Source organism: Achromobacter sp. B7, from assembly GCF_003600685.1.
GTDB lineage: Bacteria > Pseudomonadota > Gammaproteobacteria > Burkholderiales > Burkholderiaceae_B > Achromobacter > Achromobacter spanius_B.
Window position 1 is genome coordinate 5,065,912 of the sequence record NZ_CP032084.1, and the last position, 26,804, is coordinate 5,092,715.

24 protein-coding genes and 1 pseudogene are annotated in these 26,804 nt (G+C 65.8%); 11 read left to right on the forward strand and 14 right to left on the reverse strand.

The window, feature by feature from the left end:
- Positions 1-12: 12 nt before the first annotated feature.
- Positions 13-936: a LysR family transcriptional regulator gene (locus DVB37_RS22980; protein WP_120156869.1), complete on the reverse strand. Its 924-nt coding sequence runs from the start codon at positions 934-936 to the stop codon at positions 13-15.
- A 108-nt stretch (positions 937-1,044) separates the two neighbouring features.
- On the opposite strand from DVB37_RS22980, the gene DVB37_RS22985 reads away from it, so the two are divergent.
- The 4 genes from DVB37_RS22985 (at position 1,045) to DVB37_RS23000 (ending at position 5,662) form a co-directional block, all read left to right on the forward strand.
- Entirely contained in the window at positions 1,045-2,202 is a 1,158-nt protein-coding gene (locus tag DVB37_RS22985; protein WP_240433973.1) for an ABC transporter substrate-binding protein, read from the forward strand.
- Between the two features lie 9 nt (positions 2,203-2,211).
- On the forward strand, positions 2,212-3,279 hold the full coding sequence (locus DVB37_RS22990) for an aromatic ring-hydroxylating dioxygenase subunit alpha (protein WP_104142157.1): 1,068 nt from the start codon (positions 2,212-2,214) through the stop codon (positions 3,277-3,279).
- Position 3,280: 1 nt separating this feature from the next.
- Entirely contained in the window at positions 3,281-4,246 is a 966-nt protein-coding gene (locus tag DVB37_RS22995) for a PDR/VanB family oxidoreductase (protein ID WP_046807537.1), read from the forward strand.
- Positions 4,247-4,471: 225 nt separating this feature from the next.
- On the forward strand, positions 4,472-5,662 hold the full coding sequence (locus DVB37_RS23000; protein WP_120156871.1) for a Xaa-Pro peptidase family protein: 1,191 nt from the start codon (positions 4,472-4,474) through the stop codon (positions 5,660-5,662).
- Here the strand turns inward: DVB37_RS23000 and DVB37_RS23005 are convergent.
- Entirely contained in the window at positions 5,655-6,620 is a 966-nt protein-coding gene (locus DVB37_RS23005; RefSeq protein ID WP_120156872.1) for a LysR substrate-binding domain-containing protein, read from the reverse strand. The genes DVB37_RS23000 and DVB37_RS23005 overlap by 8 nt on opposite strands.
- Positions 6,621-6,714: 94 nt before the next feature.
- On the opposite strand from DVB37_RS23005, the gene DVB37_RS23010 reads away from it, so the two are divergent.
- The 4 genes from DVB37_RS23010 (at position 6,715) to DVB37_RS23025 (ending at position 10,317) form a co-directional block, all read left to right on the forward strand.
- Positions 6,715-7,251 (forward strand): GAF domain-containing protein, encoded by a 537-nt coding sequence (locus DVB37_RS23010; RefSeq protein ID WP_240433974.1) that lies wholly within the window; start codon positions 6,715-6,717, stop codon positions 7,249-7,251.
- Entirely contained in the window at positions 7,248-8,216 is a 969-nt protein-coding gene (locus tag DVB37_RS23015; protein ID WP_120156874.1) for a tripartite tricarboxylate transporter substrate binding protein, read from the forward strand. Before DVB37_RS23010 ends, DVB37_RS23015 begins: the two co-directional genes overlap by 4 nt.
- Before the next feature lie 118 nt (positions 8,217-8,334).
- Positions 8,335-8,979 carry a hypothetical protein gene (locus tag DVB37_RS23020; RefSeq protein WP_120156875.1) on the forward strand — a complete coding sequence of 215 codons (645 nt, stop codon included), beginning with the start codon at positions 8,335-8,337 and terminating at the stop codon, positions 8,977-8,979.
- A gap of 129 nt (positions 8,980-9,108) precedes the next feature.
- Positions 9,109-10,317 (forward strand): benzoate/H(+) symporter BenE family transporter, encoded by a 1,209-nt coding sequence (locus DVB37_RS23025; RefSeq protein ID WP_104142150.1) that lies wholly within the window; start codon positions 9,109-9,111, stop codon positions 10,315-10,317.
- A gap of 112 nt (positions 10,318-10,429) precedes the next feature.
- Here DVB37_RS23025 and DVB37_RS23030 read toward each other — a convergent pair whose 3' ends face one another.
- From DVB37_RS23030 to DVB37_RS23045, 4 genes and pseudogenes are all read right to left on the reverse strand, one after another.
- Positions 10,430-12,031, reverse strand: coding sequence for a PLP-dependent aminotransferase family protein (locus tag DVB37_RS23030; RefSeq protein ID WP_120156876.1), 1,602 nt, complete (start codon positions 12,029-12,031; stop codon positions 10,430-10,432).
- A gap of 206 nt (positions 12,032-12,237) precedes the next feature.
- Entirely contained in the window at positions 12,238-14,685 is a 2,448-nt protein-coding gene (locus tag DVB37_RS23035; protein ID WP_120156877.1) for a TonB-dependent receptor, read from the reverse strand.
- 494 nt (positions 14,686-15,179) lie between these two features.
- Positions 15,180-15,737: pseudogene (locus DVB37_RS29010) on the reverse strand (FecR domain-containing protein); the annotation flags it as partial.
- Positions 15,738-15,743: 6 nt separating this feature from the next.
- The gene (locus DVB37_RS23045) at positions 15,744-16,271 is read right to left on the reverse strand and encodes a sigma-70 family RNA polymerase sigma factor (protein WP_120156879.1); all 528 of its coding nucleotides are present in this window, start codon (positions 16,269-16,271) and stop codon (positions 15,744-15,746) included.
- A 162-nt stretch (positions 16,272-16,433) separates the two neighbouring features.
- Between DVB37_RS23045 and DVB37_RS23050 the strand changes: the two genes are divergently transcribed.
- Positions 16,434-16,991, forward strand: a complete 558-nt coding sequence (locus DVB37_RS23050; protein ID WP_120156880.1) for a cysteine hydrolase family protein — start codon at positions 16,434-16,436, stop codon at positions 16,989-16,991.
- Here DVB37_RS23050 and DVB37_RS23055 read toward each other — a convergent pair.
- From DVB37_RS23055 to DVB37_RS23075, 5 genes are read right to left on the reverse strand one after another with little or no spacing between them, the layout of a single operon-like run.
- Positions 16,988-17,653, reverse strand: coding sequence for a hypothetical protein (locus DVB37_RS23055; RefSeq protein WP_104142141.1), 666 nt, complete (start codon positions 17,651-17,653; stop codon positions 16,988-16,990). The two genes, DVB37_RS23050 and DVB37_RS23055, sit on opposite strands and share 4 nt — an antisense overlap.
- On the reverse strand, positions 17,650-18,465 hold the full coding sequence (locus tag DVB37_RS23060; protein WP_120156881.1) for an SDR family oxidoreductase: 816 nt from the start codon (positions 18,463-18,465) through the stop codon (positions 17,650-17,652). Before DVB37_RS23060 ends, DVB37_RS23055 begins: the two co-directional genes overlap by 4 nt.
- On the reverse strand, positions 18,462-19,133 hold the full coding sequence (locus DVB37_RS23065; RefSeq protein ID WP_120156882.1) for a TenA family transcriptional regulator: 672 nt from the start codon (positions 19,131-19,133) through the stop codon (positions 18,462-18,464). The genes DVB37_RS23060 and DVB37_RS23065 overlap by 4 nt, the downstream gene beginning before the upstream one ends.
- Before the next feature lie 7 nt (positions 19,134-19,140).
- Entirely contained in the window at positions 19,141-20,622 is a 1,482-nt protein-coding gene (locus DVB37_RS23070; protein WP_120156883.1) for an AMP-binding protein, read from the reverse strand.
- Positions 20,619-21,203, reverse strand: a complete 585-nt coding sequence (locus tag DVB37_RS23075; RefSeq protein WP_223264705.1) for a thermostable hemolysin — start codon at positions 21,201-21,203, stop codon at positions 20,619-20,621. The genes DVB37_RS23070 and DVB37_RS23075 overlap by 4 nt, the downstream gene beginning before the upstream one ends.
- A 164-nt stretch (positions 21,204-21,367) precedes the next feature.
- On the opposite strand from DVB37_RS23075, the gene DVB37_RS23080 reads away from it, so the two are divergent.
- Positions 21,368-22,039, forward strand: a complete 672-nt coding sequence (locus tag DVB37_RS23080) for a response regulator (protein WP_104142133.1) — start codon at positions 21,368-21,370, stop codon at positions 22,037-22,039.
- On the forward strand, positions 22,036-23,394 hold the full coding sequence (locus DVB37_RS23085; protein WP_120156884.1) for an ATP-binding protein: 1,359 nt from the start codon (positions 22,036-22,038) through the stop codon (positions 23,392-23,394). The genes DVB37_RS23080 and DVB37_RS23085 overlap by 4 nt, the downstream gene beginning before the upstream one ends.
- Before the next feature lie 17 nt (positions 23,395-23,411).
- On the opposite strand, the gene DVB37_RS23090 is transcribed toward DVB37_RS23085, so the two are convergent.
- From DVB37_RS23090 to DVB37_RS23100, 3 genes are all read right to left on the reverse strand, one after another.
- Positions 23,412-24,671, reverse strand: a complete 1,260-nt coding sequence (locus tag DVB37_RS23090; protein WP_046803870.1) for a putative Na+/H+ antiporter — start codon at positions 24,669-24,671, stop codon at positions 23,412-23,414.
- A gap of 53 nt (positions 24,672-24,724) precedes the next feature.
- On the reverse strand, positions 24,725-25,204 hold the full coding sequence (locus DVB37_RS23095; protein WP_120156885.1) for a hypothetical protein: 480 nt from the start codon (positions 25,202-25,204) through the stop codon (positions 24,725-24,727).
- A gap of 76 nt (positions 25,205-25,280) precedes the next feature.
- The gene (locus DVB37_RS23100; RefSeq protein ID WP_046803868.1) at positions 25,281-26,801 is read right to left on the reverse strand and encodes a tripartite tricarboxylate transporter permease; all 1,521 of its coding nucleotides are present in this window, start codon (positions 26,799-26,801) and stop codon (positions 25,281-25,283) included.
- Positions 26,802-26,804 lie beyond the last annotated feature (3 nt).

The following is a 26,804-nucleotide window of genomic DNA, read 5'->3' on the forward strand; positions in this document are numbered from 1 at the left end:
CCGCCGGACCGATCACTCCGGCATCCGCGGATAGGCATCGAAGGTGTCTTTCACCAATTCGCGCAGCCACACAATTGCCGGGTCCTGGTGAAAGCGCGGGTGCCAATGCTGGCGCAATGCGAAAGACGGCAACGGCATCGGCGGCTCCAATACCCGGACGGAGCCATAGCCGGCAAACACATTGCCCAGTTCCTGCGGCACGGTCGCGATCAGGTCGGGATGCTGGTCGATCAGCAACGGCACCACGACAAAGTGCGGGGTCGACAAAAAGATGTGCCGGGTGATGCCTTGCTCTTCAATGGCGCTGTCATAAGCTTCGGACGATCGCCCTGCCAGCGTCACGACGATTTGCGGCATGCGTTGAAACTGCTCCAACGTCATGACATCGCCCACCTCGGTGTTCTTGACGCTGACCAACGTGACGAACCGATGCATGAACAGCTGCTGCTGAAACAGGCCAGACGGCGCGGCGCGCAGCGAGCCCAGCACCAGGTCCACTTCGCCCGAAGCAAGCAAGGGTTCTATCTGCGCGACCGGCACCTGTCGCGAGCGCAGCGTGCAGTGCGGCGCCAGCTTTCGCAGCCGCTTGATCAGCGGCGGCAGGAACACCAATTCGCCCATGTCCGTCATGCATAGCGTGAACGCACGCCGCGCCACGGCAGGGTCGAACTGTGCTTGCGACAACACCTGCGAGCGAATGGTGGCCATCAGGTCCAGCATCGTGGGCGCCAGGCTCTCGGCCTTGGGCGTGGGCAGCATCCCCTGCCCTGTCTTGACGAATAGGGGGTCGTCAAAGAAGGCGCGCAGCCGATTCACCGCGTGACTCATTGCGCTTTGCGATAACCCCAGTTGCTCGGCTGCGCGTGTCACGCTGCGCTCGCGTAGCAGGCCGTCGAATACCGCCAGCAGATTCAGGTCCAACTTTTCGTTATGCATGACGTGCATTCTCACTATTCGAGCAATGACATTGACGCATATTCCGCGCCTGCCTATCTTGATGTCAAGCGCCGCGCAGATCGGCGTTCCACACCAAGGAGACAAATCTTGATAACCCGCTTACGCCTCACAACCGGGGCGCTGCTTTCTTGCGCCTTGCTTTCCAGTGGCCCTGCCCTGGCCGACATCAACGTCGGGATAGTGCTGTCGCTGACCGGCCCCGCCGCATCGCTGGGTGGCCCCGCCAAAAACGCGGTCGACCTGTTGCCCCGCGATCTGGATGGCGAACCCATCCGCTACATCGTCCTGGACGATGCATCCGACACCACACAGGCCGCGCGTGCGTTCCGTCGGCTGGTCGACGAGCACAAGGTGGACGTCATTCTGGGCACGTCCGTTACGCCATCGACACTGGCGCTTGTGCCCATCGCGCAGGAAAAAGAAGTGCCGTTGCTGAGCCTGGCGGCCAGCGTGAAGATCGTGGAGCCGATGGACGCGCAGCGGCGCTGGGTATTCAAAGCGATCCAGAACGAAAACCTGATGGTCGCCGCCACCCTAGCCCACATGAAGGCCAACGGCTTGAAGACGCTGGGCTACATCGGCTTTGCCGACGCCTATGGCGACAGTTGGCTGGCCGAGGCCCGCAAGCAGGCGGCGCCGGCCGGCATCGAGGTGGTCGCCAGCGAACGCTATGTAAAAACCGACACCAGTGTCACCGCGCAGACCTTGAAATTGATGGGCGCGCGACCTGACGCGGTGCTGGTGGCGGCATCCGGCACGCCCGGTGCGTTGCCGCAAAAGTCCCTGCGCGAACGCGGCTACCAAGGCGCCATCTACCAGACTTACGGCATTGCCAACCGCGAATTCCTGCGCATCGCGGGCAAGGAGGCTGAAGGCGCCTTGTTCGCCGTCGGCCCGGTAGTGGTGGCAAGCCAGCTGGACCCGGCCAACCCGATACGAGCGGTTGCCATGGATCTGACCCAACGCTATGAAACCGCTTATGGCAAGGATTCCATGTCGGTTTTCGCGGCCAATGCGTGGGACGCCGGCCTGGTGTTGCAACCCGCGTTAAAGACCGCGCTGCGCAGCGCCAAACCTGGCACGGCTCAGTTCCGCATGGCGCTGCGCGACGCGTTGGAAAGCACGCGGGACGTGGTCACTTCGCAAGGCATAGCCACCATGTCGCCGAGCGATCACGTGGGTTACGACGCACGCGCCGCCGTCATGGTGCAGATCAAGAACGGCGCATGGCGCTACGTGCAATAGGAGATTGCGATGTTCGTGAAAAATACCTGGTATGTGGCGGCGTGGGACAAGGAAGTCACGGCGGACGGCCTGTTCTCGCGCACGTTGATCGGCGTGCCCGTGTTGATGTATCGCGACAGCACCGGCACGTTGGTGGCGCTGGAAGACCGCTGCTGCCACCGCGGCGCGCCGCTATCCATGGGGCGGCGCGAGGGAGACTGCGTGCGCTGCATGTATCACGGGTTGAAGTTCGACGCCTCGGGCGCCTGTGTCGAAGCCCCGGCCCAAGCGCGCATACCGCCACAAGCCCGCGTCAATACCTTTCCCGTCGTCGAGCGCAACCGATGGATATGGATCTGGATGGGCGACCCCGAGCGCGCGGACGCGACGCTTATTCCCGACACCCAATGGCTGGATCACCCCGACTGGCGCAGCCTGGACGGCTACATCCACTACGACGTCAACTATCTGCTGATCGCCGATAACCTGCTGGACTTTTCGCATCTGCCCTTCGTGCATCCGACCACGTTGGGCGGCGGTGAAGACTACGCGGCGGTAGCGCCCAAGGTGGAACGCCTGCCGGACGGCGTGCGCATTACGCGTTGGACGATGAACACCGAAGCGCCCCCGTTTGCGGCCAAGGTCAAGAACTGGCCCGGCCGGGTCGACCGTTGGAACATCTATAACTTCACCGTTCCCGGCATTCTCATCATGGACTCGGGCATGGCGCCCACCGGAACGGGCGCACAGGAAGGCCAGCGGGTAGACGCCGCCGAGTTTCGCGGGTGCCAGGCGCTGACCCCGGAAACGGCAACGTCCACGCACTATTTCTTCGCGCATCCGCATAACTTCGCCATCGACCGCCCGGAGGTCACGGCGTCCATCCACCAAAGCGTGGTCACCGCCTTTGACGAAGACCGCGAGATCATCACCGCGCAGCAGCGCTCGTTGTCCCTGGCGCCGGACTTCAAGATGGTGCCGTTGGCCATTGACGCGGCGCTGTCGCAATTTCGCTGGGTGGTATCGCGGCGGGTGCAGGAAGAGCAACAGCTTGCCCCCACCGTGATTCCGATCGCGACCGCGCCGGAGGCCGCTTGACATGCAGCCGCTGATTGTCTGCCGCATCACGCCCGAAGCGCAGGGCGTTGTCAGCCTGTTGCTGCGCGATAAAGACGGCGCCAATCTGCCCGCCTACGAGCCCGGCGCCCATATCGACGTGGATCTGGGCAACGGGATGACGCGTCAATATTCCCTGTGCGGCGATCCGGCGCAATGCGACGAGTACCGCCTGGGGGTCGGGCTGGCCGTTGACTCCCGGGGCGGATCGCGCCGCATCCATGACACGCTACGCGAGGGCGACACCTTGCACGTGGGTGCGCCGCGCCAACTATTCGGTCTACATGCGCAGGCGACGTCGCACGTGTTTATCGCCGGCGGGATCGGCATCACCCCTTTCCTTGGCATGATCCTTGCCTGCGAGCGGCGCAAAGAGCCCTGGACCTTGCTTTACTGCGCCCGCGGCCGGGCGCACGCCGCCTTCTTGCACGAGCTGGCCGAATACGGCGACCGGGTCACCCTGCACATGGACGACGAACGGGCCGCGCGCTGCGATGCGCCCTCCTATGTTGAAAAAGTCGCCCGGCCCGGGTCCCATGTGTATTGCTGTGGGCCATCCTCTTTGATGGATGCCGTGGGCCAGGCCTGCGTGCAGTTGGGAATTGCCCCGTCGAATTTCCACACCGAGCGATTCTCGGCATCGCCCACGCCCACGCCCGTGCCTGGCCCAGCGCAACCCGGCGCCGATGCCTTCACCGTGGTGCTGGCCAAATCCGGTGGCCGCTATGTGGTTCCCGCCGGCAAGTCACTGCTGGAAGTGCTGGAAGAAGCAGGCATCGCGTGGCCAAGCTCGTGCCGCGAAGGGCTGTGCGGCAGTTGCGAGGCGCCGGTGCTGTCCGGGGCTATCGATCATCGCGATTACGTCCTGAGCGATGCGCAACGTGCCGAGCATCGCTGCATGATGGTCTGTGTGTCGCGGGCGGCCGGCACGGTCGAACTGGATATCTGACGGCGGCATCGACACAACCGAACCGTCGCAGGCCTCCCCGGCCGTGCCGCTTGCCCATGCCATAACGCTTATGGCGGCCTCAGCTTTATTCATTGGGCGCTAATGCCGTCCCTGCCCATAATCGTCGACAAGTTCCATGGCGTTGCCTGCCTGGGCCCTGTTCGACGATGCACGGGCCGGCTTGGCGTGGGCAACGCATCAATCTTCTGCACAAGGACGCGCAACATGCCCAAACTGACCAAGGCTGTCTGGCAATACCGGCTGGACAAGATGACCGCGATGATGGACGACCTGGCGGTTGACGCCATCGTTTTCACGTCGGCGGATTTTTTTCAGTTCGCCACCAACTTCCATACCGACGTTCTGCCCTGGGAACGCCCGATCTTTGCCGTGGTGCCGCGTAACGGCACACCGTTTTTGGTGATGAACGAGCTGTCCACGCATCACATGCGCTTTTCGCAAGACCAGGGCAAGGTCTGGATCACCGATATCACTTACTACGCCGAGCACCCGCGCGTGACCAACCGGCTGGCGCTCATCACGCAATTGCCCGAGGTGCTGGCGGCGCGTCTGAAATCGGCCGGGCTGGCGCGTTCACGCATCGCCGTTGAGGGCGGCAGCCCGGTACTGGCGGCGGTCGGCCGGTTGCTTCCCGAGCTGGCGCTGCGCCCCGCCACGCCCGAATGCCGGTCGCTGCGCTGGCAAAAGCACGAAGAAGAACTGGCCGTCATGGCGGCGGCGGCGTCCATCTCGGACTGGATTCAGGACCGTTACCGCGAGAACATTCGCCCGGGCCGTCTGGTCCAAGAACTGGACTTCGCCATGGCATCGCTGTTCGTGCAGGAAGCGGCCGAACGCTTTCCCGGCGAGCAATTCGAGGTGATTCGCTGCTGGACGTTGAGCGGTCCGGCGTCCGCGTCCCCGCATGGTGACGGCGCGTCCTGCGGCGCGCGTATCAAGGAAGGCGACGTGCTGGTCAACATCGTCATCCCGCGTCTGAATGGCTTGACCATCGAAAACGAACGCACCTGGTTCTGCGGCACGCCCTCTGCCGAACAGACCCGGCTGTGGTCGGCGGCCAAGGCGGCCAACGAGGCAGCCATCGACGCCGCGCGCACCGGCAACCCGGTCTGCATGATCGACGCGGCCGCGCAAGCCGAAATCGAAAAAGCCGGCTACGCCGACTTCATCCGCCATCGCACGGGGCATGCGGTGGGCATCATCCATCATGAATATCCCGAAGACATGGCGTTCTGCCAGCGCCCGCTGCTGGACAACGAGGTGTACTCGGCCGAACCCGGCATCTACGCCTATGGCATCGGCGGCTTCCGGCTGGATGACACGGTGGTCGTGGGCGACACCCCGCGCGTCTTGACGCATACGCCCAAGACGCTGGAGTACGCCACCGTCAGGTAGCGCTTGCGCCGCCGTTCCCCGTATCAACCAGACTGCCGGCTTCTTCGCGCAAGGTATCGCGCAAGGCCGGCAGCACGATGCTGGGGGAATCCGCCGCCCACAACATGCCGATGGGGCCGAACTCCAATCGCGACGGCACACGGATGATGCGGATCAGGTTCAGCTGTTCGTACATGTGCGCCACGGAACTTGCCAGGGTAGCGATGTAGTCCCGCCCTTGCAGCATGGACAGCAGCGCCACCAGCGAACTGGTCTCGACGGCCGGCCTGGGCGGCGGCATGCCCGCGTCCGCCACCGCCTGATCCAGCCGCATCCGTGACAAGGTGCCGGGTGGCGGCAAGACCCACGGGTACGCGCCGGTATCCTCCCACTGCGGCGCGTCCAGTTCCGCCAGCGGATGGCCGCGTCGTGCCACCACGCTGAAGGTGTCCGTCATCAGCCATTCCGTACACAGGCCCGAGCGGCTGGCGCGCACGTCCAACGGCCCGATGATCAAATCGATTTCGCGGCGTTCAACGCGTTCCATCAAGGGTTCCAGCAGGCCTTCCACCAATTCGATCTGCACCTTGGGAGACCGCTGGTGCAGCGCCGCGATGGCGCGCGGCAGGAGCACGGGCGCGGCGGACAGGATCGTGCCGATATGCAGATGCCCCGCCACGCCGCCTTTCACGGCCTCGATCTCTTCGCCCGTGCGCGCGGTATCGCCCAGCACGCGGCACGCATAGCGCCATAGCGCGCGCCCTGCTTCGGTCAATTCCAGCTTGCGGCCCCGCAAGAAGAGCGCCGTGCCGACCAGGTCTTCCATATCGCTGAGCCAATGCGACAACGCAGGCTGGGTCATGTGCATGGCTTTGGCGGCGGCGGTGACGCTGCCCGCGCTTTCCAATGCCGCCAGCACCTGTAGGTGTCGAAGCTTCAGGCGGCGAGTCCAGGCAAGGTCGGTCGAGGCGGTTTCCATGCGGAAATGGTAATGGATATCTCAGCTTTATTCATTAGCTTGGTATGGCCTTTGGCGGCCAAAATGGCTTTCCACCACAGATGGAAACCAGGCCGTGACGATTTCTACAAACCTTACGCCGCAAGCGGGTGCGCTAAGCGCGATGGCGCGCGCACTGGCTGACGGCCCGCAGCCGCACACCGGGCTGCAAGGGCTGGCCACGGCCTTGGCGGCACGCATCGGTTATCGCTTGTTCACCGTCCTGGTCCTTGACCGGCAAGCGGGCTTGAGCCGCCGCTACTTCTCAAGCCGGCCGGACGCCTACCCGCCGGGCGGCGCCAAGCCGATACGCGAAGACAGCGATTTTTTCGCCCGCGTCGTGCAAGACGGCAAGGCCAGGATCTGCGCCGACCGCGCCGCCTGCGTAGCAGCGTTTCCGGACCATGAACTGATCCGGTCGCTGGGCTGCGAAAGCGCGGTCAACGTGCCCGTGCGCTGGAACGGCCAGACCATTGCATCGCTCAACCTTTTGCATGAGGCCGGCTGGTACCGAGCCGACATGCTGGCCGAGCTGGACTGGTATGGCGCGCTTGCCATTCCGGTCGTTCAGAACATCATTCAAACAGTACGACAACAAGGGGAACAACCATGAAACGCCTGTGCACTTACCTTGCCGCGCTGCTGCTGCCTTGCAGCATGGCGCAAGCCGCCTCCGCCGACGCCTACCCGGCCAAGGCCATCACCATCGTCTATCCCTATGCGCCGGGGTCGGCGTCGGACACGATGACCCGGCTGCTGGCCGAGTCCATGTCCAAGCGCCTGGGCCAGCCCATCATCGTGGACAGCAAGCCGGGCGCGGGCGGATCCATCGCCACCGAACACGTCGTGCGGGCGGCTCCGGACGGTTACACGCTGCTGCTGAGCGCCAGCGGAACCATCTCGGTCAACCCGCACATCTACAAGCTGCGGTACAGCACGCTGGACGACCTGGCGCATATTTCCATCGCCGTCGAAGTGCCGTTCGTCTTCGTGGTCAACAAGACGTTCCCGGCGCAGACCTATGCGGCCTTCAAGGCGCTGGATGGCTCCAAGCCGGGTGGCCTGACGTCGGCCAATGCGGGCCTGGGCACGCAGGCGCATCTGACGCAGGCGGCCTTCGCCAAGCTGGCGGGGCTGAACCTCAGCATCATCGGCTACAAGGGCGCGGCCCCGGCCGTGAACGACATTCTGGGCGGGCACGTGGACTCCATGATGGACAACGCGGCGTCCCAGATTCCGTATGTCACCGCCGGCAAGACGACGGCGCTGTTCGTGACCAGCGACTATCGTTTCAGCGGCTACCCCCAGGTGCCGACCGCCAAGGAAGTGGGCGTGACAGGCTTGGTTCCGGCTGGGTGGTTTGGGCTGGCGGCGCCCAAGGGCACGCCCCCCGCCATCGTCGACAAGCTTCATGACGCGATGGCAGCCAGCCTGAAAGAGCCCGACATGCAGCGCAAGTTGCAGGAGCTGGGATGGGTCGTCGTCGGCAACACCCCGAGCGAGGCCCTGGCGCGCGCACGCAAGGACTACGACCTGCTCGGCCAGGTGGCCCGGGACATCTCGTTAAAGCCCAATTGACGCCCCGGCCCTTTTTCCTCACACGAAACACGCCGGTTTGTGGCAGGATGCGCGTGCATCCGCCTTTTGCGAGCCCGCCACGGGCTCGCGATGCCACCAACCACGGAGTGTCATTCGAATGAAGTTCAAAGCCTTGGCCCTGGGTATCCTGCTGGTCGGCGCAAGCGCCGCACAGGCGGCGACGGTAAAGGAAGTGTTCAACGGCGCCATGTTGGGCGCGAACCAGCGTTATCTGGAATCGGTTGCCGGCGTGCCTCGGGAATCCTTCGGCAATGACCACGTCTTCGTCGTGCAACAGTGTCAGGTCAGGGCCACCATCGGCAACGGCAAGGTGACGGCGCTGCGCCTGGAGCTGGCGCCGGGCTGCGAGGCCGACTTGAAGAGCTTCATCGGCGAAGACGCGCCCAAGGCCGGCCAGCCCATCACCCCCGGCATGTTCGGCCGGGGCCTGCGCTACACCGCGGATTGCCTCTCGCAGTGCGGCAACGCGGCGGACCCGTCCGTCTACGCGCTGTGGACGGCGCCGCGTTCGTCGGGCGCCGTGGAAGTGCTGATGGAGACGGTGTTGGTCAGCGGCAAGGCAATGGACGCCGCCGACGCCTGGGAAGCCCAGATCAAGAAGGCCGCCGGCGAGGACTACGTGATGGACACCAAGTTCAATTGCGAAACGCGCTTTGACGACGCGGCCCAGGCCGCCTTCAAGGACGTGCCCGTCACCGCCATTACCGTCGGCTACGGTCTGCCCACGCAGCGTTGCCAGTAAGTGGTCTGGTGGTATTCAGGAATGTGGCCTGATTGAACAGGCCGCCACAGCCCTACACTTTTGCTTTCCGCGCCGGCCGGCCATCGTCAAGATGCCGGCCGCGTTTTCTTCAAAGTGTGGAGTGATGTCATGAATCCATTGCCGGCCAGCCTGCGCGCCGCCGACTTCTTTTCCCCGACCGTTGCGGCGCTGATCTCCGTGCTGGTCAATTACGGCGGCACCTTCGTGCTGGTGTTCCAGGCCGCCGAGTTGGCCGGGCTGACACCGGCGCAGACCGCGTCGTGGGTGTGGGCGGTGTCCGTGGGCGTGGGCATCACGGGGGCAATGCTGAGTTTTCGCTACAAAGCGCCGATCATCACCGCGTGGTCCACCCCCGGCGTCGCGTTCCTGGCTACGGTAATGCCGTTCACGCCCTATGGCGAAGTGATCGGCGCGTATGTCATTTCAGCGCTGGGCTTTGTGGTGCTGGGCATGTCGGGCGCCTTTGAAAAGCTGGTGCGGTTGATACCGGGCGGCATCGCGGCAGGCCTGCTGGCGGGCATCCTGCTTCAGTTCGGAGTCAATGCCTTTGGCGGCGCCAGCGTCGAGCCGCTGCTGGTCATCGTCCTGGTGGTGTCGTACGCGCTGCTCAAGCGATTCACGTCGCGCTTTGCCGTGGTCGGCATCCTGGTCATCGGCCTGGCGATGCTGATCGCGCAAGGCCGCATTGATTTTTCCGCCGTGCACTTGAGCCTGGCCACGCCGGTATTCGAAATGCCGCGGTTTTCGCTGAACGCCTTGCTGGGCGTGGCCTTGCCCCTGTTCATCATCACGCTGACCGGCCAGTACATGCCCGGCATGCTGGTGCTGCGCAACGACGGCTTCAAGACCAGCGCCAACCCCATTCTGGTCACGACGGGGTTGGGCTCGTTGCTGATGGCCCCATTTGGCGCGCACGCGTTCAACGTGGCGGCAATCACGGCGGCCATCTGCACCGGCCCGGACGCGCATCCCGACCCGCGCAAGCGCTACCTGGCAGGCTTGGCGTGCGGACTGTTCTACGTTTTGGTCGGCACCTTCGGCGTGACGCTGGCCACGCTGTTCATGGTGCTGCCCAAGGCCTTCATCACCACGCTGGCCGGGCTGGCGCTGCTGGGCGCCATCGGCGGCAGCCTGGCCAATGCCATGGCCGACGCCCGCACGCGCGAAACCGCGCTGATCACCTTCCTGGCCACCGCCGCGAACGTCACGCTGCTGGGCGTGGGCGGCGCGTTCTGGGGCCTGGTGGCCGGCCTGACGGCGCACCTGCTGATCCATGGCGGCCATCGCACGCTGGTTGGCAGCGCGGCCAGACCGTAGGCGCACGGGGCCGCCAGGCAGGCCCCAATACCCAGCCGTCAGGCAGGCCCCACCAATACCCCGGCCGCCAGGCACGCCACCAATCGCCAAGCCGCGATGCACGCCATGAGCGCTACCGCCGTGGCGTGCGCGCCAACGCATTACGCAGCCGCAGCACCGCGGCTTCGATCTCGTGTTCGGCCAACGACGCGTAGCCCAGCAGCCACCCTTCCAGGCGATCCACCCCCGCGTACAGGCGGCTGATGCCGGGCAGCACGATACCGGCCGCGGCCGCTTGCCGAATGGTCTGGTCTTCGGACCATCCCGCTTGCAGCAGGCAAGGCACCTGCAAGCCGCCCGGCGGCCGGATGGCGGTGACAATGCCCGACAGGTGCCGCCCGATGGCATCCAGCATGCAGGCGCGGCGCGACGCATACAGCTTGCGCATGGCCCGCACGTGCGCGTTGTAGTGGCCGTCTTCCATGAAGCGCGCCAGCGTCAGTTGCAGCACCTGCGGCGTGTGCCCGTCCATGATGCTGCGGGCGCGGGCAAAGGCGTCGACCAGCTCAGGCGGCAACGCCATGTAGCCCATTCGCAAGCCGGGGAACAGCGTCTTGCTGAAGGTGCCCAGATATAAGGTCCGATCAAACTGGTCCACGCCCTGCACGCACGCGGTAGGCGGGCCGTCGTAATGGAATTCGCTGTCGTAATCGTCTTCGATGATCCAGCGCCGGTTCTCATGCGCCCAGCGCGTCAGCATCAGGCGCCGTTCCAGCGACAGGATGGCGCCGGTGGGGTATTGATGCGACGGCGTCACATAGACGCAGTTGGCGCCGCTGGGGTCCTGCTGCAGCAGGTCCATGCGGATGCCGTCCGCGTCCACATCGATCGGCACGATACGCGCCTGCGCGGCTTCAAACGCCTTGCGCGCGCCGAAGTAACCCGGGTTCTCCATCAGGAGCGGGCCGTCGGCATCCACCAGCAGTTGCGCGCACAGCGTCAGCGCCTGCCGCGTGCTGGACAACACCAGGATCTGGTCCGCCGACACCCGGGCGCCGCGCTCCAGGTTCAGGTAGTCGGCAATTGCACGGCGCAGCGGCCCGGCCCCTTGCGGGTCGCCATGCAGCAGCACGCTGGCGCGATGCGCTTTGAGCACTTGGCGTTGCAGGCGTTCCCAGACATCCACGGGAAAGGTGCGCGTTTCGGGCAGGCCGGTGGCGAACGCCCTGACCGCTTGCTGGTCGCTCACGCCGCCGCTGTCAAAGATCGCGGTACCGCGCCGGCTTAGGCCGGGGCTTGCCTTGAGCGGCGCCGCATTGCCGCCTTGCTCCGCCCTTGCACCCTGCCCCGCCCTTGCACCCTGCCCGGCCCTTGCGCCCTGTCCGGCCCTTGCGCCCTGTCCGGCCTCTACGCCACGCCGAGACTTGACGCGCCCGCCCGCCGCGCCGCGTAAGACGGCGCCCACGGTATCGGACACATAGCTACCCGAGCCTTCGCGCCGCACGATGTAGCCATCACGATGCAGCTGCACGTAGGCGTTTTCCACGGTGTCGCGCGCCACGCCCAGGGACAGGGCCAGCCCGCGCGTGGCGGGCAGCTTCACGCCCGCACCCAGCGCACCGTCCAGGATCAACGCGCGTAGCGCGCGCTGGATGCGCTGATGCAGATCCAGGCGCGCAAACTCTGCGTCGCCCAGCCGCATTTTCAGCGTGTCGAGTTCAAACGTTTTCACCATGCGGCGGGAAGCCGATGCAGATGGCGATGGCGATGGCGATGCAAATGCACATGCAAATGCAAATGCACATGCGGGTGCGACTGCCGCGGCTCACGCCGCGCTCGTTCAGGGTGTTGCCGGGTCATGATCAGTCCTTGATGGGGACCGGCCACGGCTCGCGCGAGGCGAACCGTGGCGCGTGGACGCCGTAATTTAACGGATCAAGATCAATACCGGTAATTCACGCCCAGCATCGCGCTGAACGGCGCGCCGTAGTAGTTGCTGTAGACGTTGGTGCTGGCGTAGTACTTCTTGTCAAAGACGTTGTTCAGGTTCAAGGTTGCCGACCATTGGCGGTTGACCTGGTAGCGCGCCATCAGGTCGACCAACGCATAGCCGCTTTGCGACGATTCAAACTGCTGGCCGCCGGGGCCACGGCTGGAATAGTCGCTGCCGCTTTCCCAACGCACACCGCCGCCCACCGTCAGCGCGCTCAGCTCGCCCGGCAGGCGATACGTGGTGTACAGCTTGGCGATGTGGCGCGGCAGCCCGACCTGCGTGATGAAGCCTTGCGGCAGGCGGCGGTCCACGTAGGCATACGACAGCTGCACCTGCCAGCCTGCGCTCAGCGCGCCGCTAAGCTCGGCCTCGACGCCGCGCATCACCGCGCCATCGGCAGCCACATACGCGCTGTCGCCATTGGGCGCCAGATTGTCGCCGTCGACCATCGCGTAGTTGTCCTGGCGGGTGCGGAACAATGCCACCGAACCATTCAGGCGGCCATCCAGCCACGTCGACTTCAGGCCGACTTCATAGGTGTTGCCCTTGATGGGTTCCAGCACGCCGCCCGACACATTCTGCGCCTGCTGCGGTTGGAAAATGCTGGTGTAGCTGGCGTACGCGGACACGGTCGGCGTCAGGTCGTAGACCAGCCCGGCGTAAGGCGTGTAGACACCCTGCTCGCGCATATTGTCGGGATACGAGGTGCCGTCGTTGTAGTTGTAGGACGCCTGCTGGTCCCACCACGTCACGCGCGATCCCAGCACCACGGACAGGGCATCGGAGGGACGCAGGCGCAGCGCGCCGTAGATCGACGATTGCTTTTCGGTGTAGTCGCGCTTGCCGGTTGTCTGCCAGTCGGGCTCGGGCATGTTGCCGGACCAGCCGCGTATGTCCGGAATCTTTGCGTCGTAGCCCGGCGCGGTCCACAGCGGGTACATGTCGTAGTCGCCATTGGTGTGCGAGGCGCTGGCGCCGATCACCACATCGTGCTGGCGGCCGAACGCGTTGAAGGCGCCGGTCAGGCTGGCGTCCACGGCGTTCTGCGTTTTGGGAATAGGCCATTTCGCCACCCACAGGGACGCGCCGCGACCCGAGTTCGGGTCCGCCCAGCCATTGCTGCTGAACCAGCCATAGGTGCGGTCGTTATCGTCGCCCGTATGCGACAGGGTGACCGACCCCTTCCACAGCGGCGCGAATTCGTGGTCCAGCGTGGCGAACACGTTGTAGCGCGTGCGTGTCTGGCGGCTCCAGTCGGTGGCCGAGTTGAAGCTCTGGCGGAAATCCGTCTTGGTGCCGTCCGCGTAGGCCGCCGGAAAGCCGAAGTACGAGCACGCCGTGCAATGCTTGCGCTGGTACTCGCCGCCCAAGGTCAGCATGGTGCGTTCGCCCAGATCGGCTTCGATCACGCCGTACAGCAACTGCGAATCCTGCTTGACGCGATCGATGAACGAGCCGCCCTCCTGCCATGCGCCCACGACGCGGCCGCGCAGCTTGCCGGCTTCATCCAGCGGGCTGCCCAAGTCGAACTCCGTGCGCTTGTAGTCCCATGACCCCACGGCCGCGCCCACACTGGCCTGGAAGTCCGACGTGGGCCGCTTGCGCACCAGGTTGATGGACGCCGCCGGGTTGCCCGCGCCGTTCAACAAACCCGTGGACCCGCGCACCACTTCAATGCGGTCGTACAGCGCGGTGTCCAGCCCCAGTGCGTTGAAGTCCTTGTGCGTGGGCACGCCGTCCACCTGCATATTGGTGACTTCCATGCCGCGCGCGTACAGGCCTTTTTCGTTGTCATCGGCCGACCCCTTCTTCTTGAAGGTCAGGCCGGGCGTGTTGGCGATGGCGTCTTCCAGCGTATTCAAGCCCTGGTCCGACAGGCGTTGGCGCGTCATCACCGAGACCGACTGCGGCGTCTCGCGCAAGCTCATCGGCAGCTTGGTGGCGGTGGTGCTCAGGCCCACGGTGTACGAGTCGGTGCCTTCGCTGGGGCCCGGTTCACGCGAACCCAGCACCTCGACGGGCGCCAGCGTCTGCGCCGCCGCGCGCCGCACCCCATAGTTGTTGCCGCCCTGGCTGACGGCTTCCAGCCCCGTGCCCGCCAGCATGGTCGCCAGGCCCGAGGCGATGCCGTATTCCCCTTGCAGGCCCGTGCTTTGCTTGCCTTGCGTCAGCGAGGCGTCGAAGGACAGCACCACGCCGGCCTGGGCGGCGAAGCGGCTCAAGGCCAGGCCCAGCGGGCCGGCCGGCACGTCGTAGCGCCGCGCGCTGGCGGCGGTGTCGGCAGCTTGCGCCCACGCGGGCGGGGCCGACGCCAGCGTCAACAACGCAGTGAAGACGGCGCGGGCAACAGGCGCCAAGGCGCCGGGATGGCGAGGTTTGGTCAAAAGGGAAGGCATGGGATGAAGGTTTCCGTGAATCAAATCCGACGTAATCCCTGCTAAGTCGGATGAGCGCGGAAAAAGGACAATGCCCGGCAAAAATAATGTCAGCCCCGGGCGGTGATCCGGGTGTAGTAGCGGGTGAAACGGGATATGCGCACGGGTAACGCGCGCTCCACGGCGGCCAGCGCGCGGTCAGTGTCGTCAATGGGAAACGCGCCCGACACGCGCAGCTGGGCCACGGCATCGTCGCAGCGCAGGTGGCCGGGGCGGTAGCGGTCCAGCTGGGCCACGAAGTCGCCCAGCCGCATGCCGTCCACGATCAACAGGCCACGCGTCCAGGCGTCCGGCTCGCCGATGATCTGGCCTTCATGGCGGGCGGCGGCGGCTTGCAGCGTGCCCTGTTCGCCCGCCTTGAGCAGCAGCCCCGCGCCGCCGTCGGCGGGCAGCAGTTCGACCGCATGACGCAGCACGGCCACCCGCGTCAGGTCGTCCAGGCGCTGGACGGTAAAGCGCGTGCCCAGTGGCCGCACGGTGCCGTGGGGCGTGGTTACGCGTAGCGGGGGCACGCCGGGTGCGGCGTGTTCGGTGTCGATCAGGATCTCGCCCGCATGCACGGCGATGTGGCGGCCGCGCGCGTCCATGGACACGTCGACCGCGCTGGCGCTGTCCAGCCACAGCAAAGTGCCGTCCGCCAGCGTCAGTTCGCGCCGCTGGCCCGTGCCCATGCGGTAGTCGGCCAGATAGCCGGCCACCATCTGGTCGACCGGCAAGACGCGCCAGGCCAGCATGCCGCCCGCGCCCACCAGCGCCACCGCGCCCAAGCCGCTGCGCAACACGGCGCGTCGGCGCGCAAAGTGGTGGTCCGCGCGGTTCAGCGTATCGGCGGCAAGCCGGGCGGGCGCCGCGCCCAGGGTGCCGCGCAGGCGTTCCACCTGGCGCCAGATGCGCGCGTGTTCAGGGTCGGCCGCCAGCCAGCGGCCATGCGCCGCCACATCGGCCGCGCTGACTTCGTCGGCGCAAAGCCGTGCGTACCATTGCGCCGCCGCGGCAATCGTCTTGTCGGCCATCGGCGTCTACTGCCTTTCCAAGGCGTACACCAGGCAATGCTCGGTAGCGCGCGCCATGTATTTCTTCACCGAACTGACGGTGACGCCCAACTGCGCGGCGATGTCCGCATAGCTGGCGCCTTCCAGCTGCGACATCAGGAAGGCGCGCCGCACCTTGTGCCCCAGGCCGTGCAGCATGGCGTCGATCTCGCGGATGGTCTCCAGCAGGATGGCTTGCGTTTCGGGGGACACGGCATGCGCTTCGGGCTGCTGCGCCAGCGTTTCCAGCCAGGCGCGTTCCAGCACCTGGCGCCGGATGTGATCCACCAGCGTGCGCTGCGCCACCGCCGCCAGAAAGCTGCGCGGTTGCCGCACGCCTTGCAATTGCGCCATCGACGCCGGCGACGAAAGCAGCCGCATGAACGTGTCCTGCGTCAGGTCGGCCGCCTCGGCGGGCACGTTCAGCCGCCTCAGCAACCAACCCCGCAACCACCCGTGATGGTCGCGGTAGAGCAAGCCCAGCGCTCGGTGCTCCAGAGATTCCAAGGACGACATGGCCGTGGCGACCGCTACCCCAATTTTTAAGAATGGGAATTGTAATCATTATTGATGGCGGTCGCCAAGCGGTCTGCAAGCGGCGGTAGACTGCAAGATTCGGGTGCGCGCCAAGCTGCCTTGTCCGCCCCCGCCACCGTCTCAGCCGCCCCCTCTATCCCCATGCCCACCGCCTTGATCATCATCGACGTGCAGCGCGCCTTGTTCGACACCACGGACACGCAGCCGGCGCCCGCCGACGCCACCGACGTACTGGACCGCATCAACACGTTGGCCGACCGGGCCCGCCAGGCTGGCGCCCCCGTCATCTACGTGCAGCACGAGGCCCCGGGCAGCGCCTTGGCGCACGCGGAGCCCGGCTGGGAACTGGACCCGCGCCTGCGCCCCGCGCCCAACGACATGCGCGTGCGCAAGACCACGCCCGATTCCTTCCTGCGCACCACGCTGGGTCAGACGCTGTCCGACCTGGGCGTGACGGCGGTGGCGGTCTGTGGCTACGCCACGGAATTCTGCGTGGACACCACCGTACGGCGCGCGGCGGCCTTGGGCTTTGCGGTGACGATAGCCGCCGACGCGCACACCACGCACGACAAAGCGCATGCATCCGGCGCCCAGATCCGCGCGCATCACAACGCCACCCTGCCCGCCATCATCAGCTTTGGCGTGAAGATCGTTGCGCTGCCCGCTGCCGATGTCGATTTCGGGCGGGCCGGGGTTTAACGGATCGAGTCCAACAACGTCTTCGCCTCGGCGCGGCGGCCGTCGTCGGCCGTCTCGCGGCCCGGGCGCGGCGGCGCCTTCAGCGCCTTTTCCAGGTACGGCACCGCTTCAGGCTTGCGATTGCGATAGACCAGGTAGTCGGCGTAGAAGTAATTGGTGTCGATGCCGTCCGGATTGATCGCCAGCGCCTGCTGGAGCAGGGCCTCGGCCTTTTTGTTGTCGCCAAATCCGACCGGCCAGCCCGGCACCTTGTAATAGAGCACGCCCAGGCTGTTCAACGCCGATCCGCCCAGCGCCTTGCTGTCGATCTGGATAGCCGTTTCGTATTCCGCCTTGGCCTGCTTGGCCAGGCTTAACGCACCCAAGCCGCCCTTGGCCCCGGCCCATGAACTGAGGATGATGCCTTCCCAGATGTGCGGCTCGGCGCTGCCTTTGTAACGCGCGGTCAGTTCGTGCGCCTGTTGCGACAGCGCTTCGAAGCGGGCCGCGCGTTGGTCCGCGGGCGTCTGATACTGGATCGTGGCCCAACCGGATTGCAGCGCGCGGATGCCTTGGTCCAGCTCGGCGGGCGCCGCCAAGGAAATCGTTGACAGGGAAAAGGTCAGCGCCACGCCGGCAAGCAGGTTTGCACAGGCGGCGCGCAGATAGGGACGTGAGTTCATGATGAGGATCCTGTAGGAAATTTGTTGGCCGTCAAGGCGCGGCGGTGTTTGGAAAATGCGCCATCCAGCCATTCCGGACACAAGCCATTGAGCCGCGCGGCAATGGCCTCGACGCCGCCCGCGAAACCCTGGCTGCTTTCACGTTGCAGCATCCGCAGGACGCGTGCGGCGATCGCCTGCGGCGTATCGTTGGCCGAACCGGTCGCCTGGTTGAACGCCTGGACTTCCGGCGTGTTGAACGGCGTGTCGATGCCCCGTGGCGCGTAGTACTGCACGCGTATTCCGGTATCGGCCAGCTCGCGGCGCAGCGCCTCGGTGTAAAGCCGAAGTGCCGCCTTGCTTGCGCCATAGACGGAAAACCCCGGCACGCCCAGGCTGCCCAGCGTGGAGCCGATATTGAGCACCTGCGCGCGCGGGTGGGATCGCAGCACCGGCAGCATGCCCGCGATCAACATCATGGGCGCGACGACGTTGGTTTCCATCACGCGATGGGCCTCGTCGGCCTGCAACCGATCGGCCGGGCCGAATGCGGCCACCGCCGCGTTATTGATCAGCACGTTCGCGCCCCGCGCCGCCGCCGCGTCCACAATCGCCGCGCGACCACTGTCGGTGGTCACGTCCACGACCAGCGCGTCCACCCGCAGGCGATCTGTTGCCCCCGCGTTCAACGACTGCGCCAGCGCCAGCAGCGGTCCCGCCGTGCGACCCACCAACAGCAGGCGCGCACCTTCGTCAACCAGCCGGCGCGCGATGGCGCTGCCCAGCCCCCCCGCCGCGCCAGTCAACACCACCGAGGCGTCGCGCGGGCTCATGCGCCCGCCCCTTGCGATGCGGCACGTGGCAACGCCTGGAAGATCGCGCCGTACAGGTGATAGAACATATTGGCGGCATGGACGACCGCGGCCTGGTCGGCGGCGCTGTCGAGCCGATTCATCAGGTCGGCAAAGTGCGCGGTGTGCTCCTGGTCCAGCGTGCCATGGGAACGCAGGTAGCTAAAGGCAGTCGCCGGCAGCGCCAGCTTGCTTTGGATCTGGTCGGCGGCATTCAAGGCCAACGCCACGCTGGTGCCTTCCAGCACGTGCACCATGCCAAAGAAACTTATCGGGTTCTTGCGTGCAATCGTGTCGTACGCGTAGGCCACCATGATCTCGGTGGCCGCGCCCGGCCCGGCGGCATGGACGGCGTCCGCACTTATTCCCAACGCACGCAGGTCGTTCAGTATCCATTCGTCGTGTCCCGTTTCCTCTTCGATGTACTCGTCGACGGCGCTCTGCATCCAGCTCAGCCGCGCGGGCAGGCGCGCGCGCAACGCATGCATCAAGGGCACGGTGTGGGTGACGTGGTGGTAGGCCTCTTGCAGGAAAGCCTTGTACGCGGGCAGGGAAACATCGCCGCGCAGGCAGTCCTGAATGATGGGAGTGGCCACCAGGGCCTGCCGGCCTTGCCGCGTCTGATCCAGCAATTGTTCGAAGAATGTCATGATCGTTTCAAGCCAAGGGTTGTGCGGAGGTCCGCGAAAAAAGATCGGCGTGCAGGGCCGCCACGGCGGCGCGGCGCGCGCGTCCGTTCGGCGTGCTAAGGCCACTGGCCGCGCTGAATTCGGCACGCGCCCGCACCCAGCGGCCGATGCGCGCATAGTCAGGCAGCGTGGTGTTGACGCGGTCGATGGCGGCCTGCAAGGTGGCGTCGTCGACGTCGCCCAGCGGCCAGATCACGGCGCCCAATTCGGGCTGGCCTTCGCCCAACACGACAGCCTGCGCAATGCACGCCTGCCCGCCCAGTGCAAGCTCGATCCACTCCGGCGACACGTTGCGTCCGAAGCCGGTGATCAGCACGTTTTTCTTGCGCCCCTGTACATGCAGAAAGCCCGCTTCGTCCAGATGCCCCAGATCGCCGGTGGCCAGCCACTCCCGTGGCGCGGTCAGCTCGCCCAGGTAGCCCAGCGCGTGCGTGCCGGCGATTTCAATTTCGCCATCGGGCGCCACGCGTACCTTCGCGTGGGGCAGCGGCCGGCCACAAGAACCGTTGCGCTTGGCCCCGGGCAGATTCAAGGTCTGCACGGAGCACGCCTCGGACAGGCCATAGCCTTCGTATGCCGGCAAGCCCAGGGCGCGTGCGGCGTCCAGCAGCCCTTTGCCCACCGCCGCGCCGCCCACCGCCATCAGCCGCAATGCGGCAGGCGCGCGCGTGGCTGTCGCGTGCAACCAGCCCGCATACGCGCGTAGCATCTGCGGCAACACGATGACGCTTTGGGCGTCCGCGTCCATCAGGGCGCGGTGAAACACGGCCGGGTCGAAGCGGGACGAACCCTGCAAGCCGACCTCGTTCAAGGGCCGCACGCACACGGCGGCGCCCTCGATCAGCGGTGAATACACGCCGGCAATATTCTCCAGCAGCACCGGCAACGGCAGCGCGGACAGGTGCCGTACGATTCCCAGCGGCCGGGTGGCCTCGGCCAGGCTGGCCGCCACGGCCAGCATCTCTTGCGCGCCCAGGCACACGCCTTTGGGGCTTCCGGTCGAACCTGACGTGAAGGTGATCTTCGCGGTCCGCGCGGGCAGCGCCACCGCCGCCACGGCACGCCGGAACAACACCGACGTGTCCGGCAGCGATTCCAAGGCCTCGAACCCGAAGGCCTGCAACAAGGGCTGAATGGACGCGGGACCCACGACGACGTTGACGCCCGCCGCGTTCAAGGTGTCGCGCCACTGACCGGGCGTGAAGAACAGCGGCAAAGGCACGTGGACCACGCCCGCCTTCAGGCAGGCCAGGTCATGCACGATCCAGTCGGCGCCGTTATCCATCAACGACGCGACGACTCGCGCACCATGTGCCGCAAGCACCTGGGCGCGGGCTTCGATGCGGCTGAGCAGCGCGGCATGGTCCACCGCATGCGCGACCGTCCGCAAGGCGGGAAGCCGGGCCCGCGCGGGTTCGTTCAACAAGGAAAAAAAGTCATGCGGGTTCATGCGGCCTGCTCCGGAAAGCGCGCCAGGATGGCGTGCAGGCGTCCGGCAAACACTTGTGGGCCGTGCGCGTAATAGGTGCCCCAGTCGGCACGTTCGTGCTCGCTGAGATGGTCCGCCGTGGCGGTGCACAGCGGTTGATGCGCCAGGCCCATCCGCACGAACAGCTGATGCAGCTCGCGGGTCAGCGTGCTGACGGCCCAATCGAAACCTTGCTGATGCAGATGGCGGGCCAGCAGCGGCACGAGCAAGCGCCCCGCGCCCGGACGGACGGCGGCGAACTGGCCGGCTTCGACGATGCGCCCTCTTGCGACCAAAGCGCCCTCGTCAAGCAGGTATTTTTCTATCGGTGCGGCCAGATAGCGTTCCAGGAACAAGGGATCGGCGGCGCCGCGATAGCCCGCGGCGGCCAGGATTTCCCCGTCGCTCTGCACGCTGACCAGGGTGGGCAACCAATCATTGATCTGCGCCCCGAACCGTTGCTGATAACGTTGCCGGATATACGATTCAACGCGCGCCCGCATCGGATCTTCCGGCGCATGCACGTGCAAGGTGGCGACAGCGGACGCGGGGCGCGAGGCCATCGGCAATCCGGCAGGTAGGGCTAAGAGCTTGGTGTGCGACATACTGGCTTCCAGTCGAGCGGGGTTTCCTCAGACAACGGAGCGCAGCTTAGGCATCGAACCTTAATGACAAATTAACCGGCGGCCGGTGGTAATCTCGTCCCCATACGGTCAGCAGGCAATCCATGCGAATCCTCATCATTGAAGACGACCCGCTTATAGGCGACGGGCTGAAATCCGGACTACGGCTTCTGGGCTATGCCGTGGATTGGTTCACCAACAGCCGCGACGGCGACCACGCCATGGGCGTCGTGCATTACGACGCCGTGGTGCTGGACCTGGGACTGCCCGGCGAAGACGGGGTGGCGTTGCTGACCCGCTGGCGCCACGCCGGACGCACCCTGCCCGTGGTTATCCTGACCGCGCGCGAGGCCGTCGAAAGCCGCATCGCGGGGCTGGACGCCGGCGCTGACGACTACCTGATCAAACCCATTGCGCTGGACGAACTGGCCGCGCGCCTGCGGGCGGTGACACGGCGCGTGGCGGGCAAGCCGGAACCCGTATGGCGCCATGGCGACCTGGACTACCACCCTGCCCTGCACGAAGTGCACTGGAAGGGCCAAAAGGTTGACCTGACCACGCGCGAAGCCCTGCTGCTGGAGCTTTTCCTGACGCACCCGAATCGTGTGCTGACGCGTGACTTCATCCGCGACAAGCTCTACGACTGGGAGGCCGAACTGGAAAGCAACGCGCTGGAAGTCTTCGTGCATCACCTGCGCAAGAAAATCCATCCGAAGATCGTGCGTACCGTACGCGGGTCGGGCTATGCGCTGGGCAAGGTGGACGCCGAATCATGACGCTGCAACGCAGGCTGATCGTCGCCGTGCTGCTGGCCGCTCCATTTGCGTGGCTGGTCACCATCGCCGGCTCCTACTGGCGTGCCTCGCATGAAATCAACGAGCTCTACGACACCGACATGCTGCGCCTGGCGCAGCAGACCATCGCCGTCGCCGGGTTGATCCCGGAGTCGGTCACCACGGTGCCGTTGCCCGCGCCCGCCCCATCGTCGGCCGACACCGGCGACGCAGGGCTGGGCGACCTGTCCGTGGCGATCTGGCGCGGCCCGCACGACGCCCGGGTGCTTGACCCCGAGGCGCAGCAGTTTCCGCGCGAAGAACAGCGCGAGGGTTTCTTCAACAGCGTCGTCAACGGCGTGCCGTGGCGCCTGGTCTACCTGAGCGACGCCGCCAGCAACACGCGCGTGGCCGTAGGCCAGCGCATCGGCGAACGCGATGACCTGGCCATCGCCTACGTGGCCAGCCAGATCCTGCCCTGGCTGCTCGGGCTTCCCGTGCTCATCGCTCTGCTGATATTCGCCGTACGCAGGGCCATCCGGCCGGTGCGCGACCTGTCGGCGCAACTGGAGCGCCGCCGCCCGGACGACGCCAACCCCTTGCCCACCGCCAACGTCCCGGGCGAATTGAAGGTACTGGTCGACGCCATGAACGGATTGTTGGCGCGCGTGGGCAGCCTGATCGAACAAGAGCGCCGCCTGACCGCCGACGCTGCCCACGAGCTGCGCACCCCCTTGGCGGCCGTGCGCGCGCAATGGGATGTCGCGCAGCGCACCGAAGACCCGGCCGAGCGCAAGCAGGCGCAAGCCAGTGTCACGCGCGGCATCGAAAGGCTGGACCGGCTGGTGTCGCAACTGCTGACGATGGCCCGGCTGGACAGCGCCAATCATGCGGACTTTGGCGGTTCGGTGGACTGGCGCATCGTGGCTGAACAAGCAGTGGGAGACTGCCTTTGGATCGCGGACCGGCGCGACGTCGAGATCGCCGTCGAATGGCCCGACGGTAACGTCCAGCCGCTACCCACCGCGGGCGACGAAGGCGCATTGACCATCATGCTGAAGAACCTTCTGGACAACGCCATTCGCTACGGCCCGCGCCAGTCGCGCGTGCGCTTGAGCTTCGGATCAGCCGACATCACCGTCGACGACGAAGGCACGGGCATCGCCCCTGACGTCCTGCCCCGGCTGGGCGACCGCTTCCTGCGGGCGGCGGGCCATGAAGAAGCCGGTAGCGGCCTGGGGGTGTCCATCGCCCGACGAATCGCCCACAACCATGGCCTGCGCATTGATTTTGCGATGCGCGAGGCTACCGACGGCTTCGGGCGCGGGCTACGCGTATCATTGCGGCGCGGGCAATAGCGCCCTGGCCGGGACCATCACAAAAAAAACAGAAACGACGCCGACACCAGCGTAGGAATCAGCGCGCCAGCCAGCAAGCCCGGCATGCTGACCGCGCCGTTGGCGAAGCTGCCGCGCAGCAGCGCCACGCCCGCCGGGTTGGGCGCATTGGCGATGACGGTCAGCCCGCCACCGGCCACCGCGCCTGCCACCAGCATGTACTGCGCCTGGCTGGAGATACCGTCGATCAGCGAACCCAGGTAGGTCAGCGCGGCGTTGTCGGTGATGGCCGTCAGCGCCAGGGCGCCGACGAACAGCACGTTTGGCTCCAGCCCGCTGACGATGGGTTGCAGCCACCACTGCTGCATGCCGCCCAGCACCACCAGGCCCGCAAGGAAGAAGCCCACCAGCAGCGCCTCTTTGATGATCAACGGGCTTTGATGCGCTTTGTACGCCTGGGTGTAGCCGATGAAAAACAGGAACAGCGCCAGGAACAGGATGGGGTGATGCGCGCTGAGCACGACGGCGGCCAGGAAGAACAGGTGCACGATGATGACCACGGGCGACATCGGCACGGCCGAGTCCTTCATGGCCATCACGTCGCCCGAACGCAGGTACGGCCGCAGCAACACCGTCACCAGCGTGGCGTTGACCAGCACGGCCAGCGCCGCCTTCCAGCCGAACGTGCTGAACATGAAGGCGCTATCCCAACCCCAGGTGGACGCCACCATCAACACCGGCGGCGCGGCGTACGACGTCAGCGTGCCACCGATGGAAATGTTGACGAACAAGACGCCCAGCGCCAGGTACTTCAAGCGTTCCGGCATCTCGCGATGAAACACCTGCGGCGCCAGCATCATGGCGGCAATCGTCATGGCGGCCGGCTCGGTCACCAACGAGCCTGCCAGGGGCACCAGCGCCAGGCACAACCAGGCCTTGGCGGTCTGGTCGCGCACCGGCAACAGCCGGGCCACGCGTTCAACCAGACGCATCACCACCGTCAGCACCGGCAAGGATGCCGCGATGACCATCACCACAAAAACAAAGGCGGGCTCGGTGTAGTTGCGCGATTCGGCATACGCCAGCGCCGTTTCGCCCGACGCGGCCAACGCCATCAAGACCAGCAATATCGCCGCCCAGAAACCGAACACCACTTCGACTTCACCCAGCAGATGCAGCAGCCCGCCATGGCGCTTGCTGCGATGCGCCAGGCGCAGGAACAGCGGCGCCGAAAAGGTGTGCACCAGGGCAAGGGCGAAAACAAGGGCGGCGATGATTTGCAGTGCGGACTCTGTCACGTGTCGGTTCCTGTACGTAAGCGGCGGTCTAGCCGAATTGAATTGCGCGGCGGCTACACCCGCGCCACCTCGACCCAAAGGCGCGCCATGACGACGTGCCTGACCAGTTCAAAAAGATGCGCCGGGGCGCTGGCGGGCACCAGCACCCGCCGTATCAAGGCCTGCAAGTCCACCCGGACGCAGGGCGTGGAGGCGGCGCGGTCGCGTTGCTGAAACAGTGTACGCAGCCGCACGCGGCTTTGGCACGGCATGTCGATTTTCAGTTCGGCATCCTCGGGCGCCAGCACCGCGTCATGCAGCGCATCCAGCGTCGTGCAGACATACACCGATTCCGGCTGCGCGCAGTCGCCGTCAATCCGCCGGCGCCATTCCTGCGTGCCCACCAGCGCGGACGCGGCGCCTTGCGCGGGCGGGTCGAAACGCAGATGGCTGAATTCAAGCAGTTCAATGAATTCCACAAAGGGCAGTTCGCGCACCACGGTCAAGTCACCGCACCGCATGTCGCCCCGCGCAGGCCAATCCGATTGCTTCATGACACGCTCCCATCAATGGAAAAGGGGGCCAGCCGACAGCCCCCTTTTCACCTTTCAGTACGACATCGGCACGCGATCAGGCGCCGGCCTGAGCCCTTTCAAGCTCGCGGACCCGCTTGCGGTTGCGCACCGTCGAGAACACCAGCCAGGCGGCAAGCGCCAGGATGGCGTAGACAAAGCCGGCGCTGATCGGGCGATCGATGAACACGCTCATGCTGCCGCGCGACAGCAGCAGCGCACGCCGGAAGTTCTCTTCGACCATCGGCCCCAGCACGAAACCCAGCAACAGCGGCGCGGGCGAAAAGCGCAGCTTCAGGAACAGGTAGCCCACCAAGCCCAGCACCAGCACCATGCCCACATCGAACAGGTTGTTGTTGGTGCTGTAGACGCCGACACACACGAAGAACAGCGCGGACGGGAACAGGTACTTGTACGGCACCTTCAGCAGCCGTGCCCACATGCCGATCAGCGGCAGGTTCATGACCACCAGCATGACGTTGCCGATCCAGAAGCTGGCGATCAGCCCCCAGAACAGGTCGGCGTGTTCGGTCACCATCTGCGGACCCGGCTGGATACCGTGGATGATCAGCGCGCCCAGCATCAGGGCCATCACCGAGTCGCCGGGAATACCCAGGCTCATGGTCGGGATGAAGCTGGTTTGCGCCGCCGAGTTATTGGCCGCTTCCGGACCCGCCACGCCTTCGATGGCGCCGTTGCCAAAGCGCTTGGGCGTCTTGGACACGCGCTTTTCCACCGCATAGGACATGAACGACGCAATGGTCGCGCCCGTGCCCGGCAAGATGCCCAGGATTGCGCCTATGGCGCTGCCGCGCGCAATCGGCATGGCCGACTTCTTGATGTCGCCGGGTTCAGGCCGCACCGACATCTTGGGGCCCGCGCCCACCGTCGTGGCCTTGCCGATGCGGTTGACGTTGGCGAAGAAGTCCGCCAAGCCGAACAGGCCCATCGCCAGCGCCACCAGGGGCACACCGTCGCTCAGCTCGATGACGCCGAAGCCGTAACGGATCGTGCCCGTGTTGACGTCGGTACCCACCACGCCCAGCAGCAAGCCCAGGAACACCATGGCGATGCCCTTGATGGCCGAGCCCTTGGCCAGCGTGGCGCCGGCGAACAGGCCCAGCATCATCATCGAAAAATATTCCGCCGGTCCGAACTGGAAGGCCACTTCCACCAGCATCGGCGAGAACAGAATCATGATGATGATGCCCACGCTGGCGCCCACGAACGACGACATGACCAGCATGAACAGCGCCGACCCCGACTTGCCCTGGCGGGCCAGCGGGTTGCCGTCCAGGCAGGTCACCGCGTGTGACGGCGTGCCCGGCAGGTTCAGCAAAATGCAGGTGATGCCGCCGCCATACTGCGCGCCATAGTAGATGCCGGCCAGCATCATCAGCGCGGCCACGGGCGTCATCGCGTAGGTCAGCGGCAGCAGGATCGAAATGGCGGCCAGCACACCCATGCCCGGCAGCACGCCGATCATGTTGCCCATGAATACGCCGAACAGCGACCACAGTAGGTTTTCCCACTGCAACGCCACGGAAAAACCATGCAATACGTTGTCGAACAGATCCATTTC

What these genes read in the sequence shown, in the direction of transcription:
- DVB37_RS22980 (WP_120156869.1), bottom strand. Translation starts at nt 936, where the DNA reads ATGCATAACGAAAAGTTGGACCTGAATCTGCTGGCGGTATTCGACGGC.
- DVB37_RS22990 (WP_104142157.1), top strand. Translation starts at nt 2,212, where the DNA reads ATGTTCGTGAAAAATACCTGGTATGTGGCGGCGTGGGACAAGGAAGTC.
- DVB37_RS22995 (WP_046807537.1), top strand. Translation starts at nt 3,281, where the DNA reads ATGCAGCCGCTGATTGTCTGCCGCATCACGCCCGAAGCGCAGGGCGTT.
- DVB37_RS23000 (WP_120156871.1), top strand. Translation starts at nt 4,472, where the DNA reads ATGCCCAAACTGACCAAGGCTGTCTGGCAATACCGGCTGGACAAGATG.
- DVB37_RS23005 (WP_120156872.1), bottom strand. Translation starts at nt 6,620, where the DNA reads ATGGAAACCGCCTCGACCGACCTTGCCTGGACTCGCCGCCTGAAGCTT.
- DVB37_RS23015 (WP_120156874.1), top strand. Translation starts at nt 7,248, where the DNA reads ATGAAACGCCTGTGCACTTACCTTGCCGCGCTGCTGCTGCCTTGCAGC.
- DVB37_RS23020 (WP_120156875.1), top strand. Translation starts at nt 8,335, where the DNA reads ATGAAGTTCAAAGCCTTGGCCCTGGGTATCCTGCTGGTCGGCGCAAGC.
- DVB37_RS23025 (WP_104142150.1), top strand. Translation starts at nt 9,109, where the DNA reads ATGAATCCATTGCCGGCCAGCCTGCGCGCCGCCGACTTCTTTTCCCCG.
- DVB37_RS23030 (WP_120156876.1), bottom strand. Translation starts at nt 12,031, where the DNA reads ATGGTGAAAACGTTTGAACTCGACACGCTGAAAATGCGGCTGGGCGAC.
- DVB37_RS23035 (WP_120156877.1), bottom strand. Translation starts at nt 14,685, where the DNA reads ATGCCTTCCCTTTTGACCAAACCTCGCCATCCCGGCGCCTTGGCGCCT.
- DVB37_RS23045 (WP_120156879.1), bottom strand. Translation starts at nt 16,271, where the DNA reads ATGTCGTCCTTGGAATCTCTGGAGCACCGAGCGCTGGGCTTGCTCTAC.
- DVB37_RS23050 (WP_120156880.1), top strand. Translation starts at nt 16,434, where the DNA reads ATGCCCACCGCCTTGATCATCATCGACGTGCAGCGCGCCTTGTTCGAC.
- DVB37_RS23055 (WP_104142141.1), bottom strand. Translation starts at nt 17,653, where the DNA reads ATGAACTCACGTCCCTATCTGCGCGCCGCCTGTGCAAACCTGCTTGCC.
- DVB37_RS23060 (WP_120156881.1), bottom strand. Translation starts at nt 18,465, where the DNA reads ATGAGCCCGCGCGACGCCTCGGTGGTGTTGACTGGCGCGGCGGGGGGG.
- DVB37_RS23065 (WP_120156882.1), bottom strand. Translation starts at nt 19,133, where the DNA reads ATGACATTCTTCGAACAATTGCTGGATCAGACGCGGCAAGGCCGGCAG.
- DVB37_RS23070 (WP_120156883.1), bottom strand. Translation starts at nt 20,622, where the DNA reads ATGAACCCGCATGACTTTTTTTCCTTGTTGAACGAACCCGCGCGGGCC.
- DVB37_RS23075 (WP_223264705.1), bottom strand. Translation starts at nt 21,203, where the DNA reads ATGGCCTCGCGCCCCGCGTCCGCTGTCGCCACCTTGCACGTGCATGCG.
- DVB37_RS23080 (WP_104142133.1), top strand. Translation starts at nt 21,368, where the DNA reads ATGCGAATCCTCATCATTGAAGACGACCCGCTTATAGGCGACGGGCTG.
- DVB37_RS23085 (WP_120156884.1), top strand. Translation starts at nt 22,036, where the DNA reads ATGACGCTGCAACGCAGGCTGATCGTCGCCGTGCTGCTGGCCGCTCCA.
- DVB37_RS23095 (WP_120156885.1), bottom strand. Translation starts at nt 25,204, where the DNA reads ATGAAGCAATCGGATTGGCCTGCGCGGGGCGACATGCGGTGCGGTGAC.
- DVB37_RS23100 (WP_046803868.1), bottom strand. Translation starts at nt 26,801, where the DNA reads ATGGATCTGTTCGACAACGTATTGCATGGTTTTTCCGTGGCGTTGCAG.